General features: G+C 59.6%; 20 protein-coding genes. 8 read left to right on the top strand and 12 right to left on the bottom strand.

Translation table 11 applies throughout. The features are described 5' to 3' along the window. Positions 1-64 precede the first annotated feature (64 nt). From OYW20_RS16945 to OYW20_RS16925, 5 genes are all read right to left on the bottom strand, one after another. Entirely contained in the window at positions 65-1504 is a 1440-nt protein-coding gene (locus OYW20_RS16945) for an efflux transporter outer membrane subunit (RefSeq protein ID WP_268797094.1), read from the bottom strand. Continuing rightward, a complete protein-coding gene (locus tag OYW20_RS16940; RefSeq protein ID WP_268797093.1) occupies positions 1501-2415 on the bottom strand; it encodes an efflux RND transporter periplasmic adaptor subunit in 915 nt (304 codons plus the stop codon). Before OYW20_RS16940 ends, OYW20_RS16945 begins: the two co-directional genes overlap by 4 nt. Then, the gene (locus OYW20_RS16935) at positions 2412-2621 is read right to left on the bottom strand and encodes a DUF1656 domain-containing protein (RefSeq protein WP_268797092.1); all 210 of its coding nucleotides are present in this window, start codon (positions 2619-2621) and stop codon (positions 2412-2414) included. Before OYW20_RS16935 ends, OYW20_RS16940 begins: the two co-directional genes overlap by 4 nt. Further along, on the bottom strand, positions 2618-4633 hold the full coding sequence (locus tag OYW20_RS16930) for an FUSC family protein (RefSeq protein ID WP_268801167.1): 2016 nt from the start codon (positions 4631-4633) through the stop codon (positions 2618-2620). The genes OYW20_RS16935 and OYW20_RS16930 overlap by 4 nt, the downstream gene beginning before the upstream one ends. A gap of 128 nt (positions 4634-4761) precedes the next feature. Beyond that, the gene (locus tag OYW20_RS16925) at positions 4762-5214 is read right to left on the bottom strand and encodes a MarR family winged helix-turn-helix transcriptional regulator (protein ID WP_268797091.1); all 453 of its coding nucleotides are present in this window, start codon (positions 5212-5214) and stop codon (positions 4762-4764) included. Between the two features lie 353 nt (positions 5215-5567). Here OYW20_RS16925 and OYW20_RS16920 point away from each other — a divergent pair, with 353 nt between their 5' ends. Further along, positions 5568-6149, top strand: coding sequence for a polysaccharide lyase family 7 protein (locus OYW20_RS16920; protein WP_408005420.1), 582 nt, complete (start codon positions 5568-5570; stop codon positions 6147-6149). 150 nt (positions 6150-6299) lie between these two features. Here the strand turns inward: OYW20_RS16920 and OYW20_RS16915 are convergent, their stop codons facing one another. Together OYW20_RS16915 and OYW20_RS16910 are read right to left on the bottom strand one after the other, a co-directional pair. After that, on the bottom strand, positions 6300-7694 hold the full coding sequence (locus tag OYW20_RS16915) for a heavy metal sensor histidine kinase (protein WP_268797090.1): 1395 nt from the start codon (positions 7692-7694) through the stop codon (positions 6300-6302). Continuing rightward, entirely contained in the window at positions 7667-8362 is a 696-nt protein-coding gene (locus OYW20_RS16910; RefSeq protein ID WP_268797089.1) for a heavy metal response regulator transcription factor, read from the bottom strand. The genes OYW20_RS16915 and OYW20_RS16910 overlap by 28 nt, the downstream gene beginning before the upstream one ends. Positions 8363-8617: 255 nt before the next feature. Here OYW20_RS16910 and OYW20_RS16905 point away from each other — a divergent pair, with 255 nt between their 5' ends. The 3 genes from OYW20_RS16905 (at position 8618) to OYW20_RS16895 (ending at position 10742) form a co-directional block, all read left to right on the top strand. Next, positions 8618-9223, top strand: coding sequence for a hypothetical protein (locus OYW20_RS16905; RefSeq protein WP_268801166.1), 606 nt, complete (start codon positions 8618-8620; stop codon positions 9221-9223). A 132-nt stretch (positions 9224-9355) separates the two neighbouring features. Beyond that, positions 9356-9979: a cytochrome b/b6 domain-containing protein gene (locus OYW20_RS16900; RefSeq protein ID WP_268797088.1), complete on the top strand. Its 624-nt coding sequence runs from the start codon at positions 9356-9358 to the stop codon at positions 9977-9979. Next, positions 9972-10742 (top strand): molybdopterin-dependent oxidoreductase, encoded by a 771-nt coding sequence (locus OYW20_RS16895; RefSeq protein WP_268797086.1) that lies wholly within the window; start codon positions 9972-9974, stop codon positions 10740-10742. The genes OYW20_RS16900 and OYW20_RS16895 overlap by 8 nt, the downstream gene beginning before the upstream one ends. A 372-nt stretch (positions 10743-11114) precedes the next feature. Here the strand turns inward: OYW20_RS16895 and efeO (OYW20_RS16890) are convergent, their stop codons facing one another. The 4 genes from efeO (OYW20_RS16890) to efeU form a co-directional block, all read right to left on the bottom strand. After that, positions 11115-11939 (bottom strand): iron uptake system protein EfeO, encoded by an 825-nt coding sequence (efeO, locus tag OYW20_RS16890; RefSeq protein WP_268797085.1) that lies wholly within the window; start codon positions 11937-11939, stop codon positions 11115-11117. Between the two features lie 30 nt (positions 11940-11969). After that, positions 11970-13286, bottom strand: coding sequence for an iron uptake transporter deferrochelatase/peroxidase subunit (gene efeB, locus OYW20_RS16885; RefSeq protein ID WP_268797084.1), 1317 nt, complete (start codon positions 13284-13286; stop codon positions 11970-11972). Positions 13287-13351: 65 nt separating this feature from the next. Continuing rightward, positions 13352-14563: an iron uptake system protein EfeO gene (efeO, locus tag OYW20_RS16880; RefSeq protein WP_268797083.1), complete on the bottom strand. Its 1212-nt coding sequence runs from the start codon at positions 14561-14563 to the stop codon at positions 13352-13354. Positions 14564-14571: 8 nt separating this feature from the next. Then, entirely contained in the window at positions 14572-15441 is an 870-nt protein-coding gene (efeU, locus tag OYW20_RS16875) for an iron uptake transporter permease EfeU (RefSeq protein WP_268797082.1), read from the bottom strand. Positions 15442-16003: 562 nt separating this feature from the next. On the opposite strand from efeU, the gene OYW20_RS16870 reads away from it, so the two are divergent. Then, positions 16004-18187: a TonB-dependent siderophore receptor gene (locus OYW20_RS16870; protein ID WP_268797081.1), complete on the top strand. Its 2184-nt coding sequence runs from the start codon at positions 16004-16006 to the stop codon at positions 18185-18187. Positions 18188-18337: 150 nt separating this feature from the next. Here the strand turns inward: OYW20_RS16870 and OYW20_RS16865 are convergent, their stop codons facing one another. After that, entirely contained in the window at positions 18338-18880 is a 543-nt protein-coding gene (locus tag OYW20_RS16865) for a cytochrome b (protein ID WP_408005419.1), read from the bottom strand. A 684-nt stretch (positions 18881-19564) separates the two neighbouring features. Here OYW20_RS16865 and OYW20_RS16860 point away from each other — a divergent pair. Genes OYW20_RS16860 through OYW20_RS16850 form a run of 3 tightly spaced genes read left to right on the top strand, consistent with a single transcriptional unit; the run spans position 19565 to position 22044 of the window. Then, on the top strand, positions 19565-20578 hold the full coding sequence (locus OYW20_RS16860; RefSeq protein ID WP_268797079.1) for a transaldolase family protein: 1014 nt from the start codon (positions 19565-19567) through the stop codon (positions 20576-20578). Then, positions 20575-21309, top strand: coding sequence for a sulfotransferase-like domain-containing protein (locus OYW20_RS16855; RefSeq protein ID WP_268797078.1), 735 nt, complete (start codon positions 20575-20577; stop codon positions 21307-21309). The genes OYW20_RS16860 and OYW20_RS16855 overlap by 4 nt, the downstream gene beginning before the upstream one ends. A gap of 3 nt (positions 21310-21312) precedes the next feature. After that, positions 21313-22044, top strand: coding sequence for an SDR family NAD(P)-dependent oxidoreductase (locus OYW20_RS16850; protein WP_268797077.1), 732 nt, complete (start codon positions 21313-21315; stop codon positions 22042-22044). Positions 22045-22079: the final 35 nt, after the last annotated feature.

The raw sequence follows: 22079 nt of genomic DNA, 5'->3' as shown, positions 1-22079 counted from the left end.
GGCAAGTTGCAAGCTTGAAGCTTCAAGCTGGAGCCTTGCTCCAACAAGGTCTTGGCAGCACGCACTATTTGCGTTGCGCCACCGCATCACTCCCTTCCCAACCGCCACCCAGCGCGAGAAACAGATCGATCTGTCCCATTGCCACCTGCGTGTCGGCGGCTGCCAACTGTGCGCGGACGTCGGTGTAGACGCGTGTGGCTTGCAGGTCGGCGAGGAAGGATTCGCGCCCTGCCTCAAAGAAACGGTGCGTCTGTTGCGCCGCTTGTTGGGCCGATGCCTGCGTGTCGGCCAATGCATCGCGGCGCTCAAGCAGCGCGGTGTATTGCGACAGGCCGGTCTGTGCTTCGCGGACCGCGTTCAGCACCACGCCGTCAAAACGCGCCAACGCTGCCTGACTGGAGGCTTCGGCGATGTGAATACGGGCGCGGGCGCCGTTGGACGGGATGGTCCAGTTGATGACCCCGCCGAACCCCCAGCGATTGGTCGATGGATCGCCCAGCTCATCCAGAATACCCACCGTCCCGACCGTCGCACCGATGCTGATGTCCGGGTACAGCTCGCCGGTGGCGACGCCAATGCCCGCCGTTGCCATCGCCAGCTTACGCTCGGCCTGACGCACATCCGGGCGGCGTTTGAGCAAGGCCGCGCCGTCGCCCACCGGCATCACCTGCGCGATGTGTGGTAGCTCGGCGCAATCGGCCACGCCTTGAGGCAACTGGTTCAGTGGCTTGGCCAGCAGCATCGACAAGCGATACAAGCCTGACTGACGCGCTGCCTGATAACGGGGCAAGTCCGCGCGCAAGGAGCGGAATTGCGTTTGCGAGCGTGTGACCTGGGTTTCGTCGCCACGGCCCGCGTCACGCAGGCGCTGGGTCAGGCTCAGGCTCTGCTGCTGCAGATTGACCGACTCCAGCGCAATGCCGTGCTCTTCGTTGGCGGCACAGACTTGCGTGTAAGCCCGGACTACATCGGCCACCAAGGTGATGCGTGCTGTGTCAACGGCCGCCTGCGCGGCGTCGGTGTTGGCTTGAGCCGCTTCGATGCCTCGTTGCAGCACGCCGAACAGATCGAACTGATAGGACGTGGTCAGGCCGACATCACCGACATTGGCGACCGGGACTTTTTCCGGCAGCAAAAACGCCTGACCTGCTTCCTGCAAGCGCTGCGCACCGGCCTTGGCGCTGTTGGTGAACCCGCCCGCAGCATCCGCTTCCTGGGACTGATACCGCGCACGTTGCAAGTTGGCCGCAGCCACGCGCAGGTCAGTGCTCGACACCAGCGCCTGACGCACCAGCTCATTGAGTTTCGGATCCTGATAGAGCTTCCACCAGTCCTGAGGAACCGGTGCGGACACCACATTCGACGACTCACCGGCCAGTTCGCCTTGCAAGTCCGCACGGTTGACGGCGGCGTCCCCGGGCAATTGGTAATCGGGGCCGACCACCGTACACGCCGACAGCAACAGGCCAAGGCCGACCGTCAACACGCGGGCGCTGTGTTTCATTGCACGGCTCCTTTGGCGGCGACCGCTTTGTCGCCGTGCAGGTCCGCGTCATCAATGATCGACACAGTGGCAGTGCGACCGGCAATCATGCGGAAGTCTGCGGGCACCTCGTCGAAGGCGATCCGTACCGGAATACGTTGCGCCAGACGCACCCAACTGAACGCTGGGTTGACGTTGGGCAGCAGGTTCGAGCCGCTGCTGCGGTCGCGGTCTTCGATACCGGCAACAATGCTCACCACATGACCGCGAAGGCGTGCGTTGTCGCCGATTACCCGGATGTCGACGCTGGAGCCGATATGAATGCCGTCCAGCTTGGTTTCCTCAAAGTAGCCGTCAATGTGAAAAGACTGGCCGTCCACCACCGACAACACCGGGCGCCCGACGGTGACGAATTCATGATCACGGGGTGCGCGGTCGTTGAGGTAGCCGTCCACCGGGCTGCGGATCACCGAGCGATCAAGATTCAACTGCGCGGCATCCACCATCACCTGCGCTTCATTGAGCGCCGACAACGCACGGGCTTCCTTGGACTGACTCTCTTCGAGCTGCTCGCGTGCCACCAGATTGCCCAGACCACGATTACGCTTGTTCTCGCGTTGCGCCTGCTGCCAGGTTTCCTTGCGCTCGGCCACAGTGGCTTGCGCCTGGCGCAGGGCGAGGCGGAAACGGTCCTGATCGATCACGAATAACACCTGGCCTTTGCTCACCACCTGGTTGTCGGTGACCGAGACTTTTTCGATCAGCCCGGACACATCCGGCGCGATCTGGATCACGTCGGCGCGGATATGGCCGTCACGCGTCCACGGGGCGTACATGTAGTACATCACCATGCGCCAGACAACGATGGCAGCGAAGGTGACAACCAGCAGAGTCAGGACCACGCGGCCCAATGTCAGTAAGGGTTTTTTCATTTCATCAGATATCGACTTAGCGTATCCACGGCGCCGAGCAACAGGGCGTATAGACCGACGTTGAACAATGCCCGGTGCCAGACCAGGCGGTAGAAGTGGGTCCGCGACAACACGGCATGCACCACCAGAAAAATCAGATAAGCGATGCCCATCAGGGCCAGGAACGTGGGCAGGAAGATCCCGCTGATATCCAGATCACCGATCATAGAGGCGCTCCGTCGATGCCATAGGGCGGTTGTTCTTCCTGCTCGGCTTGCGCATCGACAATCTCGACGCCGGGCAGCAAAGCCAGGCGCAGACCGCTCAACGCGTGCAGCAAATGCAGGCGGGGTGCCTCATCGCCCAAGGCGTCAAAGGTCAGCGCGCGGCGTGCACGGTCCATGGTCATCAGCAGACCTTTTGGTGCGGGCAGGCGTTCACGCGCCGTGAGGCACGCGTTGAAGTAGGCGCCGACCTCCGTCGTGACCTGACGCAGCAACTGCCGCGGTACAGCTGGCACGCGAGGCATATAAGCGAGCAGGTCGAGCATGTTCAGCGCCACCCGCAATTCGCGCACTGCGATGCCGGTGTCTTGTGCGGTTAGCGTCAGGCGCGGCAATTGCTGCATCAGCCGGTCGAGCATCTTCACGCCCATGCGCCGATGTTCGGCCAGGCTGGCTTGCTCGCCGAGGGAAACGATGTCACGCCAACTGAACCGCGTCAGGCGCTTGGAGGCCATCTCGGTGCCGAACGGCCGCACGATCAGCGTCCAGACGAATGCGAACGCAAGACCCGCAGGCCCGGCCAGGTTGGAATTGACGAAGTTCAGGAAGTCGGCGTCGTAGGCGCTCTGAATGCTGATGAATGACGAGGTGTTGACGATGGTCAGCAGCGTGCCGAGGTAAAACCGCGGCTGCACCGTCAGCGTACCCACGCAGATGAACGGCAGCGCAAAGGCCAGCACCAGCATTGGAAAGTCGTGCAGATTGGGCAGCACCACAAACAGATAAAGGCTGGCGAACAACACCGAGAGCATGGTCCAGAAAAAGAACCGGTAAATCTGCGGCGCCGGGTCGTCCATCGCTGCAAAAAAGCTGCACGACACCGCCGCAAGAGCCACAGCGCTGGCTCCGTCCTGCCAGCCAAGCAAAATCCACAGCACCGAGGCGACGATGATCGCGCTCACCGAGGTCGCGACCGAATACAACATCATGCCCTTGTCCAGAAACGGCGACAGCCGGCCCAGCCGCCAATGGCGGTAGACCGCTTTCCATGACCTGTGATCGTCAGTGACGATGGCGTGTTGCAGGCTGCGGCAGTCTTGCCACAGATCGATGAACTCGCCCAGGCGGTACAGCGCGTTCGACAACAGCAACTGACGACGATCATCCAGCTGCGCAGACGTCGGTTGCAGGCGTTCAAGCTCGCGGTGCAGCACTTGCCAGTAGGGGAGCGGCGCGCCATGGGAGGTTCGTTCGAGCCAGTCGCGGGTTTCGATCAGCAAAGGTCCCAGATCCGCCACCAGCTCCGGGGTACGGCGCTCCAGCGCCCACAGCGCATCGTCCAATGCATCAATGACGGGCAACAAGTGGATCATCCGCCCGCGCAGTTCCTTGGCGTTGCGCACGCGCTGCTTGTGCGCGCCTTCGTGCGGCAACTGGCCGATCATCAGCTCAAGGCTGTTGAACGTGCCGACCATCGCGGTGCGCAACGTGCCCACGGCCTCCGGGTTGGCGCTGCGCGACAAAAAGAGATCGCTGTAGGCCGAGGCGTCGTTGAACCACTTGCCGAGGGAGTCCACCAGCACCGGGGCCAGGCGACGGGGCCAGAACATGCTGCCGACCACGGCTGCGCAGACGATGCCGAGAAAGATTTCCTCAGTCCGCGACACTGCGATGTCGAACACCGCTTGCGGGTTGTCGACCACCGGAAACGAGATCAGCGGCATGGTGTAGCCCGCCAGCATCAGCGCGTAACTATTGGCCGTGCGCAGGTGCAGGGACAGATAAAGCAGGGTGCCGGTCCACAGGGCAATCACCACAGCGAGCAAGAATGGCGTCTGCACGAACATCGGCACCAGAATGACCGAGGCCGCTGCACCGAGGAACGTCCCCGCCGCGCGATACAAGGCTTTGGAGCTGGTGGGCGCGACGAAGGGGCTGGACACGATGTAGACCGTGGCCATCGCCCAGTACGGACGCGGCAGCTCCATCATCAGCGCGATGTACAGCGCCAGCATGGACGCGGCAAAGGTGCGCACGCCGTAGAACCAGTCGAGGGCAGGGGGAACGCCCTTGAAAAAATCGCTGCTGAAAAAACCCTGCGAGGTCTGGCCGTTGCCGGGGCTCTGCCTGTTGGAAGTCGTGCTCAAGACGGTGCCACCGCCAGCGCAGGCTTCGCGTCGGCGAACGCCTTGATCACGCGCAACGCCGCCTCAAGATCGGCGGGGTCCAGGTGGCCGAACACATCGCGACGCAGGCGGATCAGTTCGGCTTCTATCGATTGCGCCAGTGCCCGGCCATCGTCGGTGAGGCTCAGAGACTTGGCGCGTCGGTCGGTGGGGTCTTCGGTGCGGCATACCAGGTTGGCCGCGCATAGCTGATCGAGCAGGCGCACCAGCGAAGGGCTTTCAAGGCCGCACGCCTGGGCCACAGTCACCTGGCGCACGCCGTCGCCGATCCTTGCAACCATCAACAATGGGCCGGCGCAGGCTTCGGTGACGCCGTAGCTGCTGAGCGTGGTATGGCACACGCGGCGCCACTGACGCGAGGCTGCGACCACGCCGCCGGTGATGTGCATTTGCAGGGAGTCGAGAGTCATAAAAGGACCACTGAGTGCGTTCGATGTCTGGAGTGATAGGCGATGAATGATTAGGCTCAGTATTATTAGCTTGCTAACTATTAATATCCTGTAACAAAGCTTCTTCGTCAAACGGAAATATGCCGAACGGTGGTGGTGCGGTCGTCGCATCCGCGAGAGCGGGGGACGTTATGTTGGGGTCATCAATTCTGAGCAGTGCCAGGCGTTACCGCCCGTCAGCCAGTAGGTTTAGTTACGGAACTTGATCAATTAAGCGCCAAGGCCTGCCGATAGCAAGGATGACATGGACGGGCTGAAAGCACTGTTCCAGACACTTCCTTTGCTGGTGTGCAAGCCGCACCCATGAGCGCCGCATGATCGACCTCGCCACTTGGAATCTGTCCATCCCTGTCGGCACGCCTGCCACCATCATCGACACGCCGTCACTCTTGAACGGTTACGAGGATGGGTATTTTCGGTCAGGCAGCACGTTGTTCTTCTGGGCTCCGGTGACCGGTTCAAAAACCGAAAACGCTATGTATCCACGCACCAAACTGCGCGAAACCAACGCCAACGGGTCGGTCAAAAACTGGGCGTATTCCCAGGCGGATAACTTTTTGCGGGCCGCGCTGGAGGTCGATCAGGTGCCCTCCACGGGCAAGATCGTGATCGGTCAGATTCACTGCTACGGCAGCACTGAGCCGCTGATCAAGCTTGAGTGTCAGTACAAGGAGAAATTGGGCACGGGCAACCTGGTGGTGAAATTTCGCCTTACGCCGACATCAGAGCCCGAGGTCATTCAGGTCGCGACTGGCGTGCTGCTTATTCACTCGCGTGGCGGCGGGATCGGTTTGACGCGGAAAACGCTTCGCCAACAAGTTGGCTCCTACAGAGGCGTGAGGACGCCAAACATCTGTAGGCGCGAATTCATTCGCGCGGCGTTGGGATTGGTTTAACGCGGAAAACGTTTCGCCAACAAGTTGGCTCCTACAGGGCTGCGCGGTGCTGCAATCTGTAGACGCGAATTCATCCGCGCGGCGTTGGGATTGGTTTAACGCGGAAAACGCCTCGCCAACAAGTTGGCTCTACAGGGCTGCGCGTAGTGTTCAGGCGTGCGTGAACACTAGCGCAAAGCAGATACGCCCCGGTCTGGGCTGTTTCACGCTGACTTCACCGCCGTGCAATTGCATGATCGCGGCGACAATCGCCAGGCCCAGACCGTTCGAATCAGAACTCTGGTGACGCGAGGCATCGCCTCGGTAGAAACGGTCGAACAGCTTGCCAAGCGCCGCATCGGTCAGCACCGGACCCTGGTTTTCAACTTCGATTCTGCACTGGCCTTGCGCAAGGACCACACGCATCAGAATTTCGCTGCCTTCGTCTGCATACCGAATGGCGTTGGCCACCAGATTGCTCAGCGCCCGGCGCAGCAACAGCGGGTCGGCGCTGAGGGTCGCGTCCCCCGTAATATGCAAGGTCATGTGCCGTTCTTCGGCCAGGCCTTCGAAATAGCCGGCGATGCGTTGCAGTTCGTCCTCCAGCGACAAGGGCTGGCGCTCAAGCACCGCTTGCGCTTCGTCGGCACGGGCGAGGAACAAAATGCTCTCGATCATCCGTGAAATCCGCTCCAGCTCCTCAAGGTTCGAGGCCAGCAGCGCCTGATATTCATCCGCGCTGCGAGACTGGCGCAAGGCGACCTGACAATGCCCCATCAGCGAGCCCACCGGCGTGCGGATCTCATGCGCCAGATCGGCCGAAAACTGCATCAGCCGTTGATACCCGTTCGCCAGCCGATCCAGCATCGCGTTATAGGCGTCGCTCAATTGCTGCAACTCCACCGGCGTGTTTTCGCTGTCCATCCGGCTGTCGAGGCGGGCCGGTGTGATGTCCGACGCGTGCGCCGCCATTTGCCGCAATGGCTTCAAACCCCGGCGCAGCAGCACATACCCCAGCAGCGCTGTGATCAGAAACGCCAAGGCCACGGCCAGGTAAATGCGCTGACGAAACTCCGCCAGCATGGCCATTTCCTTGACCATCACGTGCGCGGCTATCAGGTGCACCTCGCGCCCGTCCGACACGGTTTGCACGCTGGCCACACGCAACGGCACGCCAGAGGGGGACACGCCGCTGCGCAAATCATTGACGCTCAAAGGTACGTTTTGCTTGACCAGCGGCATGTCCGGCAACTGCGCACGCAACGGATTGACGTTGATCACCGGAGCCTCGCCCGGCTCGGCGATGACAAAAATATCGTCTTCGCTGTCGAGCATGTTTTCGAAGATCTGCGGGCTGCGTTGTAGCTTGTCCAGCGTCAGGTCGTAATGCAGCAACTTGCGGAAATGGTCGAGCCGCGCCAGTACCGCGTGATCGCTGCGCTGCATCACCGAGGCTTTCATCGACTCGTACAAATAAAGCCCGGCACCGGCCACGGTGAGCATGGCCACCAAGGCGAAAGCCAGGGTCGAGCGCAGTGTCAGGGAAGGGGGGCGTCGGGTCCGCATGGCCGCACCTCGCACACATAACCGATGCCGCGCACGGTATGAATCAGCTTGGCGGGGTAGGGCAGGTCGACCTTGCTGCGCAACCGTTTGACTGCCACGTCCACCACGTTGGTGTCGCTGTCGAAATTCATGTCCCACACCTCAGAGGCGATCTGCGCACGGGACAGCACATCGCCCTCACGGCGTAAAAACAGATGCAGCAGGGCGAACTCCTTGTTGGTCAGCACGATGACCTGTTGCTGGCGCGTGACGCGACGGCGCAGCAGGTCAAGCTCAAGGTCGGCCAGGTGGAAGTGATCGGCTTCGCGCACGACACCCCGGCGCAGAATGGTGCGGATGCGCAACAGCAATTCGGTGAAAGAAAACGGCTTGACCAGATAATCGTCTGCGCCCAGTTCCAGCCCCCGGATGCGGTCCTGCAACTGGTCACGCGCGGTGAGGAACAACACCGGCACATCTTGCCGGGCACGCAGCACTTCAATGATCTGGAAGCCGTCGATGCCGGGCAGCATCACGTCCAGCACGATCAGGTCATAGCGCGCTTCCAGGGCCATGTGCAGACCGTCTGCGCCGTGCTGGGTCCAGTCGACTTTATAGCCGGATTCGCCAAGACCCTTTTTCAGGTACTCGCCGGTTTTGGTGTCGTCTTCGATCAGCAGGATGTGCATCGTCTGGGTTCGCTCGGGTCACACCGTTGTGGGTTTGCTGGGCGTGGTATGTGCAGGTTCCGGCGGCTGCCGGACCGCTGCACGCCGCGTCGGATGTGGAGTTTAACCAACGGCGCTCAATGCGTCGGTTACATTTTTGTCATTGATCGGCGGCGTTTCGCGAATGACAAAAATGTAATCCACCGGTCATTGTGCGGTGCCGGTTACGGGTGGAGGATGGCACCACATCCACCGCAAGGAATTGTGACAATGAAGATGAAGACTGCACTGTCCACCACGTTCGGCATGCTCATGCTCAGCGCCGCTGTCATGGCCGTGGCGGCCGATATGCCCATGGTCAAGCCACTGCGCGGCACGGTCGACAGCGTTGACAACAATACCCTGACGTTCACCACCCGTGCAGGCGCTCACCAGACCATCGGCCTGACCGACAAGACCGGCATTCGCCTGGTATCGAAGACCGACATTGATTCGATCAAGTCCGACAGCTTCATCGGCTCGGCCGCCATTCCGCAGGCTGACGGTTCGCTTAAAGCGCTGGAAGTCACCGTGTTCGAGCCAAGCCTCAAAGGCAGCGGCGAAGGTCACTACGGCTGGGAAAACGCTGACGGCACCACCGGCACCATGACTAATGGCACCGTGGGCAAGCTGGCAAAAGCCAACGGCCGCACGCTGACCGTGGGCTACAAAGGCGGCGAGAAGCAGTTGGTCGTACCGACCGATGTGCCGATTGCTTATGTAGAGCCGGGTAAAACCGAGCAGTTGGTCAAGGGCGCCAAAGTGGTGGTGTTCCCTGCCGATGATGGCAAGACCGCACGCGGTGTAGCGGTTGGCAAAGACGGCTTCCAGCCGCCGATGTAAAGGTTTTTGTTGGAGCCAGGCTTGCCCGCGATTGCAATATGTCTCACAACACAACGTTGGAGGACACAACGCTTTCGCGGGCAAGCGCGCTCCTACAGGCTTCACGCCGTTCTGTGGGATATGAGTAAAAAAATGAAAAAAACACGCATCCATCCCTGGCCCGTCCGCCTCACGCATTGGCTCAACGCCTTTGGCATGACCTGCATGTTCATGAGCGGCTGGGCGATCTACAACGCATCGCCTTTGTTCCCCTTCCGCTTTGCGCCTGAGTTGACCGTGGGTGGCTGGCTGGGCGGGGCACTGGCCTGGCATTTTGCAGTGATGTGGTTGCTGTTCTTCAACGGCCTTATCTACGTGCTTTACGGCATTTTCAGCCGCCATTTCAAACGCGACTTGCTGCCCATTACCGCCAAAGCGGTGAAACAGGATCTGGGTGACGCGCTGCGCTTCAAACTGGTTCATCAAAAGGGCGTTTATAACGCGGTGCAACGGCTGATGTACTGGCTGGTGCTGGCGGCAGGCGTGCTGATCGTTGTCTCCGGACTGGCGATCTGGAAACCCATTCAACTGCAAGAACTGGTGGCGCTGTTGGGCGGCTATGACGTCGCGCGCTACGTGCATTTCGCTGCCATGGCGGCTATCGGTGCGTTTGTCGTGGTGCATCTAGCGCTGGTGCTGCTGGTGCCCAAAACCCTTTTGCCGATGATCACTGGCGGCGTGCGGCCGATGCAAACCGGGAACCCCGATCATGATTGAGCCAAAAAAACGCGCCATTGCGCGCATCAAGCTGGAGCCTGCGCAACAGATTCAACTGGAGAGCATCCAGCGCCGAAACTTCCTGCGCGGCGGCCTGACCGTTGGCGCCATGGCGATGCTGACCGGCTGCAACCTGCAGGACGGCGACCAGGTGGACAAGGTGCTGTGGGCAATGTCGCGCTGGAATGACCGGGTCCAGGCCTGGCTGTTCAGCGGGCAAAAACTGGCGCCGACCTTCACCAAGGCGCAGATGACCACGCCGTTCCCGTTCAACGCGTTTTACGCCGAGGACGACATCCCGGAGGTCGATCTTTCCGATTACTCGCTGGCGGTGTCCGGGCTGGTTCGTGACAAAGCGCCCTGGACTCTGGAAGGACTGCGCAAGTTGCCGCAGCGCACCGACATCACGCGTCTGATCTGTGTCGAAGGCTGGAGCGCCATCGGGCAGTGGGGGGGTGTGCCGCTGAAGACATTCCTGGAGCACATCGGCGCTGATACCACGGCAAAGTTCGTCGGTTTCAAATGCGCGGATCGTTACTATTCCAGCCTCGACATGCCCACCGCGCTGCACCCGCAAACGCTGCTGGCGCTGGACTATGGCGAAGTCGCGCTGCCACCCGAATACGGTTATCCGTTGCGGGTTCGGGTGCCGACCAAGCTGGGCTTCAAAAACCCCAAGCACATCGTCGAGATCTTCGTCAGCAACGACTATCCGGGCGGGTATTGGGAGGATCAGGGGTACAACTGGTTCAGCGGGATTTAAGGCCCGTCGAGAGCTGCTTCTGGCCGCAGGCCGTGGGAGCCTTGCTTGCAGGCGATCTGCCGGGAACCGGCAGCCAATCCTATGACTGGGATGCTCTTGAAGCACCGCGTAGGGTGAATTCACGACCGGTTCCCGGCCGATCGTCAGCAAGCTGGACTCCCACGCCTTCGGCAGAAGCGGTCTGCGGGAGGTGACGCCTTTGGCGGAATCGGTGTGCAGGAAGTGACGCCTTTGGCAGAAGCGGTCTGCAGAAAGTGGCGACTTTGGTAGAACCGTTCCGCTTAATGGCATGCCTTTCAGAAGGGAATCGCTGACCCACAAAAAAGCCCGTCTACCGGTAATCGGCAGACGGGCTTTTGGTTGTAGCAGGGCTTAGTTCAGGCCGAGCTTGCCGCGCATTTGCGACAGGTCTTCAGCCAGTGTGTTGACTGGGCCGATCAGTGCTTTGCGGTCGTTTTCTTTGACTTTGTCGTAGGTCTCGTAGCCGCCGTCCTTGGTTTTGTACTTGGCCAGGATCTTGTCCACGGTGGCGAAGTTCTTGTCGACCTTGGCGACGAACGCCTTGTCCGACGCTTCCAGTTGCGGCTTGAACAGGTCGACGATTTTCTTCGCGCCGTCAACGTTGCCCTGGAAGTCATACAGATCGGTGTGGCTGTAACGGTCTTCTTCGCCGGACACTTTGGTCGCGGCCACTTCTTCGAGCAATGCAGCAGCGCCGCCGACGACTTTCTCAGGCGGGAAGGTCAGTTCGGCGATGCGCGCCTGCAAGTCCTTCACGTCAACCAGCAGTTTGTCGGCCAGTGCTTCCTGACCTTTGGTGGTGTTCTTCTCGAACAGCGCGTGCTCCAGGCGATGGAAGCCTGTGAAGTCATCGGCGTCTACGCCTTTCTCGTGGTCGTCCACGCGCGAATCGATCGAGGCGTCAAGGTCGCTGAACAGCTCGGCAATCGGCTCGATGGCTTCATAGCTGACACGTGTCGGGGCGTACAGCTTCTTGGCCGTGGCCAGGTCGCCCTTCTTGATTGCGTCAGTGAACTTCTGCGTATCGGTGGTCAGCTTTTCGACGTTTTCGGTGACGTAGATTTTGTAATCCGACACTGGAGTCACCAGGTCGAGTGGGGCGGTGACGGCAAATGCTGACATCGAGGTCTGCAACACACCAGCGCTGAGCAACAACGCGATAGACGACTTTTTCATAAAAAAACGCTTCCTGTGAGTAGAGAGTTGTCAGGCATTTATTGTTTTGGGAGCTGATGCAGCCAGCAGGGAACGGCCAATGAAATCCTGGTCGTCAACTACCCCTGGCAAGGTAAAGAAATAACCGCCACCCACCGGCTTGAGATACTCCTCCAGCGGCTCGCCGTTGAGGCGGGTCTGTACGGTGATGAAGCCTTTTTCGAGGTCCGACTGGTAGCAGATGAACAGCAGGCCCATGTCCAGCTGGCCGTTCTTGTTGACGCCGTTCGAGTAGTTGAAAGGACGGCGCAGAATCAGGTTGCGCTGGGTTTCGGCGGTGCGCGGATTGGCCAGGCGAATGTGCGCGTCGAGTTTAGTGATCTTGCCGGCCGGGTCTTTGTGGAAGTCCGGCACGTCGGTCTCGGCTTTGCCGTCCATCGGTGCGCCGGTAGGCTTGACGCGGCCGATGATCTCCTCCTGTTCTTGCAGCGGGGTGCGGTCCCAGCGTTCGACGAAATTACGAATGATCCGTACTGCTTGATAGCTGCCGTTGGCGGCCCAGACCGGCTCATCGCTGTCTGGCTGGACCCAGACCAGCGTGTTCATGGCTTTCTGATTATTGGAGTCGGGGTTGGCCGAGCCGTCACGAAAGCCCAGGAAGTTACGCGCGCTCTCGGCCGGTTGGCCCGGTTTCAAAGGTGCCTGGGCCGGCACGGTGCCTTCCTGTTTCCAGCGAACCAGCAACAGGTCCGGGAGGTTTTTGACGATGTCGCGCAGGGCGTGGATGTTGCTGTCCGGTGCGTTCGAGCAGAGCTGAATGCTCAGATCGCCGTGGCAGCATTCAGCTTCCAGCGCGTCATTGGGGAAACCGACCATGCGTTGCAGGCGCTTGGGCTTGACCGCTTCCAGGCCAAAGCGTTCGTCGAACAGCGAGTCGCCGACCGACACCGTAATGGTCAGGTTGTCCGGCGTCACAACCGGCCCGAGAATCCCGGAGTCCAGTGGCGGCAACTTGGGATCGACTTGCGGCACGGCGCCACCTGTCATCAAAAAGCTGATGCGTTCGTTCAGGGTTCGGAAAAGCCGCTCCAGGTCTTCGCGGTCCTGGGCCAGCACATCGAACGACACCATCATGCCGGCAGCCGGGCGCGGGTTGACGATGCCCGTCTGGTGCTCGCCATGGAACGCGTTGCGGTCCTGGGTTTTTTCGCTTTTGGGCGCGTCAGTCACTTGTGCGGGGGAAGGCGCGGCCAGCACGTTGGCGCTCAGGCTGCTGCCAGCGATGGCAGCGCCCGCTGCGCCGATGCCCATGAGTACACGGCGGCGCTGAGCGGAAATCGGGGCGTTGGACGGATCTAAGTCTTTCATGTGAGTTAGCTCTTCGCTCTGGTTCAAGGGCCAGGCGGGCGCGTTCTGCACCCGCCAGCGCACGCTTACAGGCCTGAAAGGCCCAATGCCGGATCGATTCCATCGAGTGCGTCGGCCAGTACCTTGGCCTTTTCTGCAATCTGCTTTCTTTGTTCGGTGCTGACCTGGTCGTACGGCATGTAGCCGTTATCGGTCTTGAGCAACAGCAACTGGTCGTCCAGCGCAGTGCTGGCCGCGTCAATTTTCTTCAACAGATCGGCGGAGGTTTTGGCCAGCAGCGGGCGCATTAGATCAATGACCTTGCGCGTACCTTCCAGGTTGGCGGCAAAACCGTTGACGTCCAGATGGCTGTAGCGTTCTTCTTCGCCGTTGCTGCGACCGTCAGCCAGGTTGCGCATGTTGCGCACCACCATGCTTGCCAGTTGCTCGGGCGCGATGCTGTTGGCCAGCAGGGCTTGCTTGAGGCTGGTAATGTCGGTTTGCAGACGCTCGACCACAGGTGTCAGGCCTTCGACCGAATGCTGCTGGAACAGGCCGAACTCGATGCGGTGGAAGCCGCTGAAGTCCGGGTCCTGTTCGCGTTTTTCGTAATAGTCGGCGCGGGCGTTGACGGCATTGTCCAGTTCGGCCAAGCGCTGTGCGGCCGGGGCGATACGCTGGTACGCCGCACGTGCCGGCGCATACGCGTCCTGTGCGGCCTTGAGATCGCCGCTTGCAATTGCTTGTTGCAGGTCACCCACTGCGCGCAGCAGAGCGCTGCTTTGCGTGCTCAGATAGACGCGGTATTCAGACAGCGGCCCAATGAACGCCACCATTGACGGGCGGGCCTTGGCAGCGGCATCGGACGCCGCGGTCGGCGTGACGTGCAACGTGCCACGCGGGTTGCTCAACAGGCCGCAGGTGATGACATAGTCGCCCGGTTGCAGGTTGGCGTTGATGACCTGGCTCAGGCCGGGCGCGATATTTTCACGCTCTTCGATCACCAGCACGCCGTCGAGGATCTCCCATTCCACCGCGCGTTCCGAGCGGTTGACGATGCGAAACGCATTCTTGCCGGCGGCCACAGTGATTGCATTCGGTTCGCAATTTTTGGCGTGAATGGTCACCACGGTTTCGCTGCTGTTATTGGCCTGGCGTTTTTTCTGCGCGCTTTGCGAGGCGTAATAAAACAGCCCGCCAGCGGCGACCATCAGGATCACTGAACCGGCAACGGCCAACCGCAAGGCGCGAGGAGGCTTGGCTTTCTTGGGAGGAAGCCCTTTGGGACTGATGGTCATGGGAGCCCTTATTTATGCGTAACTGAAGAAGAGTGACCGTGTTCGTGTGCCGGTCGGGTGGGCAAGCTCACCACCCGCGGCGCCGGCATGAAGAACAGCACCAGCGCGAAGATCAGGTACGCCAGATACACGGACAGCACGCTGACGGTCGGCGCATCCTGGTAGCCGAACATGCCTGCCAGCACCGAACCGGCGGGGCCGTCCATTGGCAAGGTCGAGCTGATATCGAAGACCACGGTCTGGAAGTGATTCCACACGCCAGCCTCGTGCAACGCCTGCACGGAGTTGGCCATAATGCCCGCCGCCACCACGAGGATGAACAGGCCGGTCCAGCGGAAGAAACGGGCCAGGTTCAGACGCATGCTGCCGCTGTAGATGGCAAAGCCTATACCCACTGCGATCAGCAGGCCGAGCAAGGCACCGATTGGCGCGTCTGTACCTTCGCTTTGCTGGAAGATCGCCAACAGAAAGAACACGGTTTCCAGCCCTTCGCGGGCCACGGCGAAAAACACCATGGCGATCAGCGCGTACGTCTGGTTTTTCGATCCGGCCAGGGCGGCATCGAGGGAGGCATGCAGTTCATGCTTGATGGAGCGGGCGACTTTGCGCATCCAGAACACCATCGAGCTGAGGATGATCACCGCGAGCAGTCCGACCAGGCCTTCGAACAGTTCCTGTTGCTTCTGCGGGAATTCAGCGCTGACCATTTCCAGACCGCCACCGACCAGCAGGGCCAGTGCGCAGGCGAGGAACACGCCGATCCAGACGGCTGGCATCCATTCGCCACGGCCGGTCTGTCTCAGGTAGCTGGCGATAATGCCAACGATAAGCGCGGCTTCAATCCCTTCGCGCAGCATGATCAAAAAAGGAACGAGCATGGATCACCGAATAAAGACTGATAAGGTGTTCGCCTGAATGCGTCATGGAGTCATTCGCATTCAAGCAATTTGTAACATAATGATACTCATTATTGAATGCGCATACTGGTTTTTTTGCAAAACCCGGGATTTGTGCAGGTGTTCAGGTGGCGTTCAGCCACATCTAGTTTTCGTTCAGCTCCCCGCGCTGTAGCAGCTGGCTTTTTGGCGAGGCTCTGGCGGTGTGAACCGCTCCGGCGCCTCGCGAATGAATTCGCTCCTACAGATGCGGTTCTGTGTGGGCCAGTTTGTTGGCGAAGCGGCTTGATGGGTCAATCCTGTCCCGGCGCCTCGCGAATGAATTCGCTCCTACAGACGGATGCGGTTCAGTAGGAGCCAACTTGTTGGCGAAGCGGCGTGATGGATCGAACCCATTCCGCCGCCATGCAGATGAATTCACGCCCGCTGCGCAATTATTTTCAACATTCGTGTGAGGTAAAAGGCCTCGGCTTACGTGTAGTGAGAATCAGATTCGTTTCCTAACGACCGTTTCTCCTTATAGACAGCCCAGGTTTACCTTGTCATGACAGCTCAATCCGGTGTTCGCAGGCCTATTCTTCACGCTTGTCCTGTTTCATTTCTCGGTGTGTGCTCGGCCACTGCGCTGCTGTGTTCGCTAGGGCTGGCATCAGGCGCTTATGCCCAAGAGCTGCAGCTGGATGCGGTCAACATCGACGCTGCCTCGCAACCACCGGAGCCTAGCGACGTCGAGCAGAGCAAAACCAGCTATCAGGCACGCCGCGCTTCGGTCGCCACACGCACCAATACGCCGCTGGTTGAAACCCCAGCCACGGTGAACGTGGTGACCAATCGGGTAATCGAGGACCGTTCGCCCAACAGCCTCGACGAGGCGATCAATGCGGTCAGTGGCGTCAAGGCGGGTAATACGCTGGGCGGCACTCAGGACGCCATTCAGAAGCGCGGCTTTGGCACCAACCGAGATAACTCGGTCATGCGTGACGGCATGCAGTCGGTGCAGGCGCGTAACTTCACGCCGACGACCGAGCGCATCGAGGTCCTCAAAGGCCCCGCATCCATGCTGTACGGCGTGCAGGATCCGGGTGGCGTGATTAACGTAGTGACCAAAAAGCCTCAACTGATGGCCGCGCATTCCGTTTCTGCGTTCGGCAGCAGCTTCGGCGGCGGTGGCGAGCAAATCGATTTGACCGGCCCGCTGGGCAGCAGCGGCCTTGCTTATCGCTTCATCGCCGACAAGCAGAATTACGATTACTGGCGTAATTTTGGCAGCATCGATCAGTCGGTGATCGCGCCATCGCTGGCCTGGTATGGCGACGACACCACGGTCTCGGTCGCCTACGAACACATGGAATACTCGGTGCCCTTCGACCGCGGCACGCAGATCAATCCCAAGACTGGCAAAGTCCTCGACATCCCGCGCAACCGGCGTCTGGACGAGCCGTTCAACGTCACCACCGGCCGCTCTGACGCGCTGGACCTGCGCGTCGAGCATCGCCTCAACGACATCTGGACCTTGCGCACCGGCTACGGCTACAGCCGCAACTATTACAACGACTACCAGTCGCGTTACATCTCGGCCAACTACAACACGGGTGCGGTCACCCGCCGGGGCGATGCCACCCGCGACGCCGTGCAGGTCGCGCACACCGCCACTGTCAATGCGCTGGGCGACCTTTACTGGGGCGGCGTCAGGCACGAGTTGTTGATCGGTGCCGACACGATGCAAAACGAACGCGACCTGGGCGATCTGTACCGCAGCACCAACAAGGCTGATTTCAACTACAACCGACCGGTGTATGGGGTTACGCAGCAACCGAGCACGGTCAGTGCCGCCAACAGTGATCAGAGCGATCATCTGCGCACCCACGCCTTCTTCATTCAGGATTCCATGCACCTGGGTGAACACTGGATCTTCCAGGCAGGCCTGCGTTACGACGCGTTCGACGAGATCACCGGCAAGGGACGACCGTTCGTGGTCGGTGCCGACGTCAAGGACAGCAAAGTGGTGCCACGTCTGGGCCTGGTCTACATGATCCAGCCGGACTGGTCGGTGTACGGCAGCTACACCGAGTCATTCCGCCCCAATACCTCGATTGCCGCACCGATCGGCGATTTGCCGCCGGAAGAGGGCAAGGCGTATGAGATCGGCACCAAGTTTCAGAATAACTACCTGACCGCGACGGTGGCGCTGTTCAACATCAATAAGAAGAACGTGCAGACCAGCGAGCAGTGCGGCACCGAGACGTGCACACGCGTCTCGGGAGAAGTGCAGTCACGTGGACTGGAGGCGGACATCACCGGGCAGATCAACGAGAACTGGAGCCTGACCGGCAGCTACGCCTACACCGATACCGAGGTGCTCGAGGATCCGATTCTCAAGGGCCAGCCGCTGGACGGCGTGTCCAAACACACGGCGGCGCTGTATCTGACGCGTGACTTCGGGCACGTCGGCATTGGCAACCTGCGCGCAGGTGCAGGCGCACGCTATGCGAGCCGCTGGGGGGTGAACGACGGTACGGGCGTCGAGTATTACTTGCCGTCCTCGAAAGTCGCCGACGCGTTTGTGGCTTACAAAATGAAGTTCGAAGAACGGGACCTGACGTTGCAGCTCAATCTCAAAAACATGTTCGACGAGCGCTACTACACCTCCGCCAGCGGCCTCGGCTCGCCCGCCATTGTCATCGGCGAACCCCGGCAGTTGGTGGCGCGGGCCAGGCTTGATTTTTGACCTCCCCGTGAAACGCAGAAACCTGCGCACAGGGCTTGGCAGGGATGACCCTGTGTCTGGTTATGGGGCCGCTGCGTGCCCCATCGCTGCCTCGCGCTGCTACAGGGTTTTACGGTGTTCCCGGTATGTGATCACCGTAATCCCCCGCCGTTACACCATCCGCTTGAGGGTGTTGTCCTTGCGCACGAAGTGATGCCAGACCGCCGCTATCACGTGGAGCCCAATCACGTAATAAAAGATCGTGCCCAGCAGCACATGGTAGTGCTCAAGGATTTCCGCAGTGTCTTTGGACAAACCAAAAGGCGACGGTATCGACAATTGCGTCAGCGGGATCGGCACTGCGCCTTTTTCCAGCAATACCGTAAACAGCCCCATTAATGGCTGTGCGAACAGGAATGCGTAGAGCGCGTAGTGCGAAACCGTCGCTGTCAGGCGCAGTACACCTTCGAGCGGTGGCGTGATGCCGGGCGGGGTGTGGCGATGGCGTTCGGCAATTCTGAAAAACGCCATGATCAGGATCACGATGCCCACCCAGAAGTGGCTCTGAACCACCAGCATTCGCAGATCGGAGCCACGGGCGAACTGGCTCCTGCTCAGGATCAGGATGTAAGCCAGCACGATCAGGCCAGCCATCACCCAGTGTAACCATCGGGCTTTTGAGCTGTAGCGTTGTGCGGTGGAAGGTGTTGTCACGTTCATGTCCTCACTTTTTTTAGTAGATGTCAGGCTGTTGGCAAGGTTAACCCAGTCGTCTGCTGCCTCTGAATGAAGAAATCCTCTGATCATCTCGCTAGCCGAGGCCCGCAGCACGCTGCCTGCTGATTGAAACAGCGGTATGAAACCAGCAGGCTCGACCGCCAACAAAGCTTGAAAGTCTGTGGGTTAGTTAATTTATATGCTTTTGAACTCATTCAACTGGAGGAAAAAATCGATTCAGTCAGCACGATTTTTAAACAGATATTAAAAATATTATATTAATAACAATTCGTGATAAATAAACCGTTAAAGTGCATTTGACAGGTATTGCTGTTAGATCCATCTTGTCGTCTGCGATTCATCTTTCCGATGAATGGCATAGAGCCATCAAGTGCCTGTTTCCAATTTTTGTACCTACATGCAGTTCAATAGGAAGTTTTCTCAAAGGGACCATTGAATATGGAAAATCAGGATTTCGTGCGCGTTTTAAAACACCAAAACCCCGATTCGCAAGTGTGGTTCGACGACTGCCCTGTGAGATATTCGGAATTCAGAACGTTAATGCTGAACCGTTATCCGCAACTTTCCGGTTATATATACCGTTTGTTGCCGGAATCTTTTTTCGATAGTCAAACAGGTATTAGCGGGGGCACGACCAACCCGAGGCTGGTGGCGCGAGCAGTGCTGGAATGCCCCAGTCATTGGCACGAGCAGGTGTCCGCCCTTGAGCCGCATCTGTTCACGAATGAAAAGTCCCGGGCTGTTTACGATCAAGTAATTGCTGAAAGCGCACGCCACTTTCACCCTTTATGGACATTGTCCCGACACAAGTACGGCTGGCTTTCTGCGCAAGTCGAAACAACTCATCTGCACAGTGTCGACACTGTCGTTGCCCGAGGTCTGGAACTGGCGCGCCTATCGCCCAATGTCATGGTCAAGGTGCCTGGAAGTCAGAACGGCTATCGGGCCATCGAGCGGCTCGTCGCCAACGGGTGTTCGATCAACAACACGCTGTGCTTCACCGTATCGCAGTTCAATGCCGCAATTGCTGCAATCCAGAGCGGTCGTTTGCTGGCGCGGCGCAAACACGTCGATTTGAGCAATGCGCAATACGTCATCACTTTCATGATCGGCAGATTTGGTGACGAGCCTGAGTTCGACCTTCAGGCCAGGCAGCGTGGCATTACCCTCACAGCGTCTGACAAGCGCTGGGCTGAAGTCGCTATTTATCAGGCGCTTCAGGCCTCGTTGCAATGCCGGTATACGCAGGTACAACTGCTGCTTTGCAGTGTGCGCGTGGACATTGACGAGGTCGGTTATGAACATTCCTGGCACCTCGAACGCACCGGGGCCGACGCAACGCTTTACACCCTGACGCCCGAAGTGATCGAGTTTCTGCTGCGTCGTCAGGCCAACGGTACGCCGGTCCTGCCGGCAGCGCAGCGGTTGCGTATCCCCGATGAGGTCCTGAGCAAGCTGCTGTGCATCCCGTATTTCGTGGAAGCCTATTTTGAGCGGGCCATCAAACCGGCGGCCTTCGAGCATCATCCGGCATTTATCAGGGCCCGCGATGAAGCGAGTGTTGCTCACAGCCAACTGCAAGCTTTCGTTGAACGCTCGGCGGTAGCGCTGGCGCACCCGATGCTCAACCCTGTTTTGAAAGCCGATGCAGCGCAGTTGGGTGCTTACCTGTGAACCGCATGATTGCGCTGTGGGCGCATCCGCGTTCGCGTTCGACGGCACTTGAGCGCGTTTTCATCGAGCGCGGTGACTTTGAAGTGTTCCACGAACCCTTCGCGCATATGGCGTTCGATGAGCAGTCAGCGATCCCGTTTGACGCGCCCGACCGTCGCATGCCGACGACCTACGAAGGCATCAAAACTGCGCTGCGCGATGCCCGCCTGCTGCGCCACGTGTTTCACAAGGACATGTGCTACCACTGCGTGGACGACCTGAAACTCGACGCGGAGTTTCTGCTGGAGCAGCAACACGTTTTCATCATCCGCGAGCCAGGGCGCGCCATTCTTTCGCACCACGCGATCTACCCGCAGATGCCAGTGCAATCAATCGGGCACCGGGCGCTTTACGAGATTTTCTGCCGGGTCACACGGCTCACCGGCAAGACCCCTCACGTGATCAACGGCGAGGAATTTGCGCGCAGACCGGAACACACCGTGCGCACCCTGTGCGATCACCTGCAACTGGACTTCCTGCCGCACGCCCTGAACTGGCAGGCCATGTGCCCGAGCCAATGGTTGCCGTGGCGCAGCTGGCATCGCGATGCCGAGCACAGCACCGGCATCGACACGCGCCACACCTGCGCGTTCGACGAAGCGCAAATTCAGGCAAACCCGCGTCTGGCGGGGTATTACGCCGTTCACCGTCCGTCCTACGAACGCATGAATCAATTCGCTCAGCAGGGGTAAGGGATGAAAAAAGTAGTGATCACCGGCGCTGCAAACGGCATCGGAAGGGCGACAGTCGTGGCGTGCCTTGAGGCGGGATTTTATGTGATCGCGGCTGACAAGGACGAGAAGGGCCTTGGTGCACTGGGGCGCGACCTGCAAAGCGAGCACCTTGAGCTGCACGTCGCCGACTTCTCCCGGCAGGAAGTCTTCAAAACGTTCATCCCCGACTTGTGCGGCAAGCACCGTCACGCCTCGTTGTATGCGCTGATCAATAACGCAGGCGTTTATCACGGCAAAAGCGTTTACGACTACACAGATGAGGAAATCGATGAAATCTGGGCGCTTAACCTCAAGTCGCTGGTGTACCTGTCCAAAGACTTCGCGCAGCAGACAGCCCAGACGGACGGCGCACGCTGCATCGTCAACATCGCCTCGGTGGCCGGTGAAGTGGGCAGTTTCGACGCGTTGTATGGCGCGACTAAAGCCGGCGTCATCGGGCTGACCAAGGCCAACGCCTGGAATTTTGCGCCCCGGGTGCGGGTTAACGCCGTCTCGCCTGCGTTGATTCACGACACCTCGATCTACGACCGCATTCCGGAACATCGTCGCAAGGAATACGAGCGCCAGGAAACTCTCAAAGACCCGATTTATCCAGCGGGAGTTGCGGACGTGATCATGTTTCTGCTCTCGGATCAGAGCCGGCACCTGACTGGAAAAGTCATCGCAGTGGACAACGGGGCCTACCCGAGATAGCGCGCACGCGCTCTGCCGTTTCATCTGGGAGATCA

Origin of the sequence: Pseudomonas sp. BSw22131 (genome assembly GCF_026810445.1) — a bacterium.
Lineage (GTDB): Bacteria > Pseudomonadota > Gammaproteobacteria > Pseudomonadales > Pseudomonadaceae > Aquipseudomonas > Aquipseudomonas huanghezhanensis.
This window is presented reverse-complemented; position numbering and strand designations above follow the sequence as displayed.

Bases quoted from the DNA above. Each gene is read 5' to 3' on its own strand.
- OYW20_RS16945 (WP_268797094.1), bottom strand. From the start codon at position 1,504: ATGAAACACAGCGCCCGCGTGTTGACGGTCGGCCTTGGCCTGTTGCTG.
- OYW20_RS16940 (WP_268797093.1), bottom strand. From the start codon at position 2,415: ATGAAAAAACCCTTACTGACATTGGGCCGCGTGGTCCTGACTCTGCTG.
- OYW20_RS16935 (WP_268797092.1), bottom strand. From the start codon at position 2,621: ATGATCGGTGATCTGGATATCAGCGGGATCTTCCTGCCCACGTTCCTG.
- OYW20_RS16930 (WP_268801167.1), bottom strand. From the start codon at position 4,633: ATGCTGGCGCTGTACATCGCGCTGATGATGGAGCTGCCGCGTCCGTAC.
- OYW20_RS16925 (WP_268797091.1), bottom strand. From the start codon at position 5,214: ATGACTCTCGACTCCCTGCAAATGCACATCACCGGCGGCGTGGTCGCA.
- OYW20_RS16920 (WP_408005420.1), top strand. From the start codon at position 5,568: ATGATCGACCTCGCCACTTGGAATCTGTCCATCCCTGTCGGCACGCCT.
- OYW20_RS16915 (WP_268797090.1), bottom strand. From the start codon at position 7,694: ATGCGGACCCGACGCCCCCCTTCCCTGACACTGCGCTCGACCCTGGCT.
- OYW20_RS16910 (WP_268797089.1), bottom strand. From the start codon at position 8,362: ATGCACATCCTGCTGATCGAAGACGACACCAAAACCGGCGAGTACCTG.
- OYW20_RS16905 (WP_268801166.1), top strand. From the start codon at position 8,618: ATGAAGACTGCACTGTCCACCACGTTCGGCATGCTCATGCTCAGCGCC.
- OYW20_RS16900 (WP_268797088.1), top strand. From the start codon at position 9,356: ATGAAAAAAACACGCATCCATCCCTGGCCCGTCCGCCTCACGCATTGG.
- OYW20_RS16895 (WP_268797086.1), top strand. From the start codon at position 9,972: ATGATTGAGCCAAAAAAACGCGCCATTGCGCGCATCAAGCTGGAGCCT.
- efeO (WP_268797085.1), bottom strand. From the start codon at position 11,939: ATGAAAAAGTCGTCTATCGCGTTGTTGCTCAGCGCTGGTGTGTTGCAG.
- efeB (WP_268797084.1), bottom strand. From the start codon at position 13,286: ATGAAAGACTTAGATCCGTCCAACGCCCCGATTTCCGCTCAGCGCCGC.
- efeO (WP_268797083.1), bottom strand. From the start codon at position 14,563: ATGACCATCAGTCCCAAAGGGCTTCCTCCCAAGAAAGCCAAGCCTCCT.
- efeU (WP_268797082.1), bottom strand. From the start codon at position 15,441: ATGCTCGTTCCTTTTTTGATCATGCTGCGCGAAGGGATTGAAGCCGCG.
- OYW20_RS16870 (WP_268797081.1), top strand. From the start codon at position 16,004: ATGACAGCTCAATCCGGTGTTCGCAGGCCTATTCTTCACGCTTGTCCT.
- OYW20_RS16850 (WP_268797077.1), top strand. From the start codon at position 21,313: ATGAAAAAAGTAGTGATCACCGGCGCTGCAAACGGCATCGGAAGGGCG.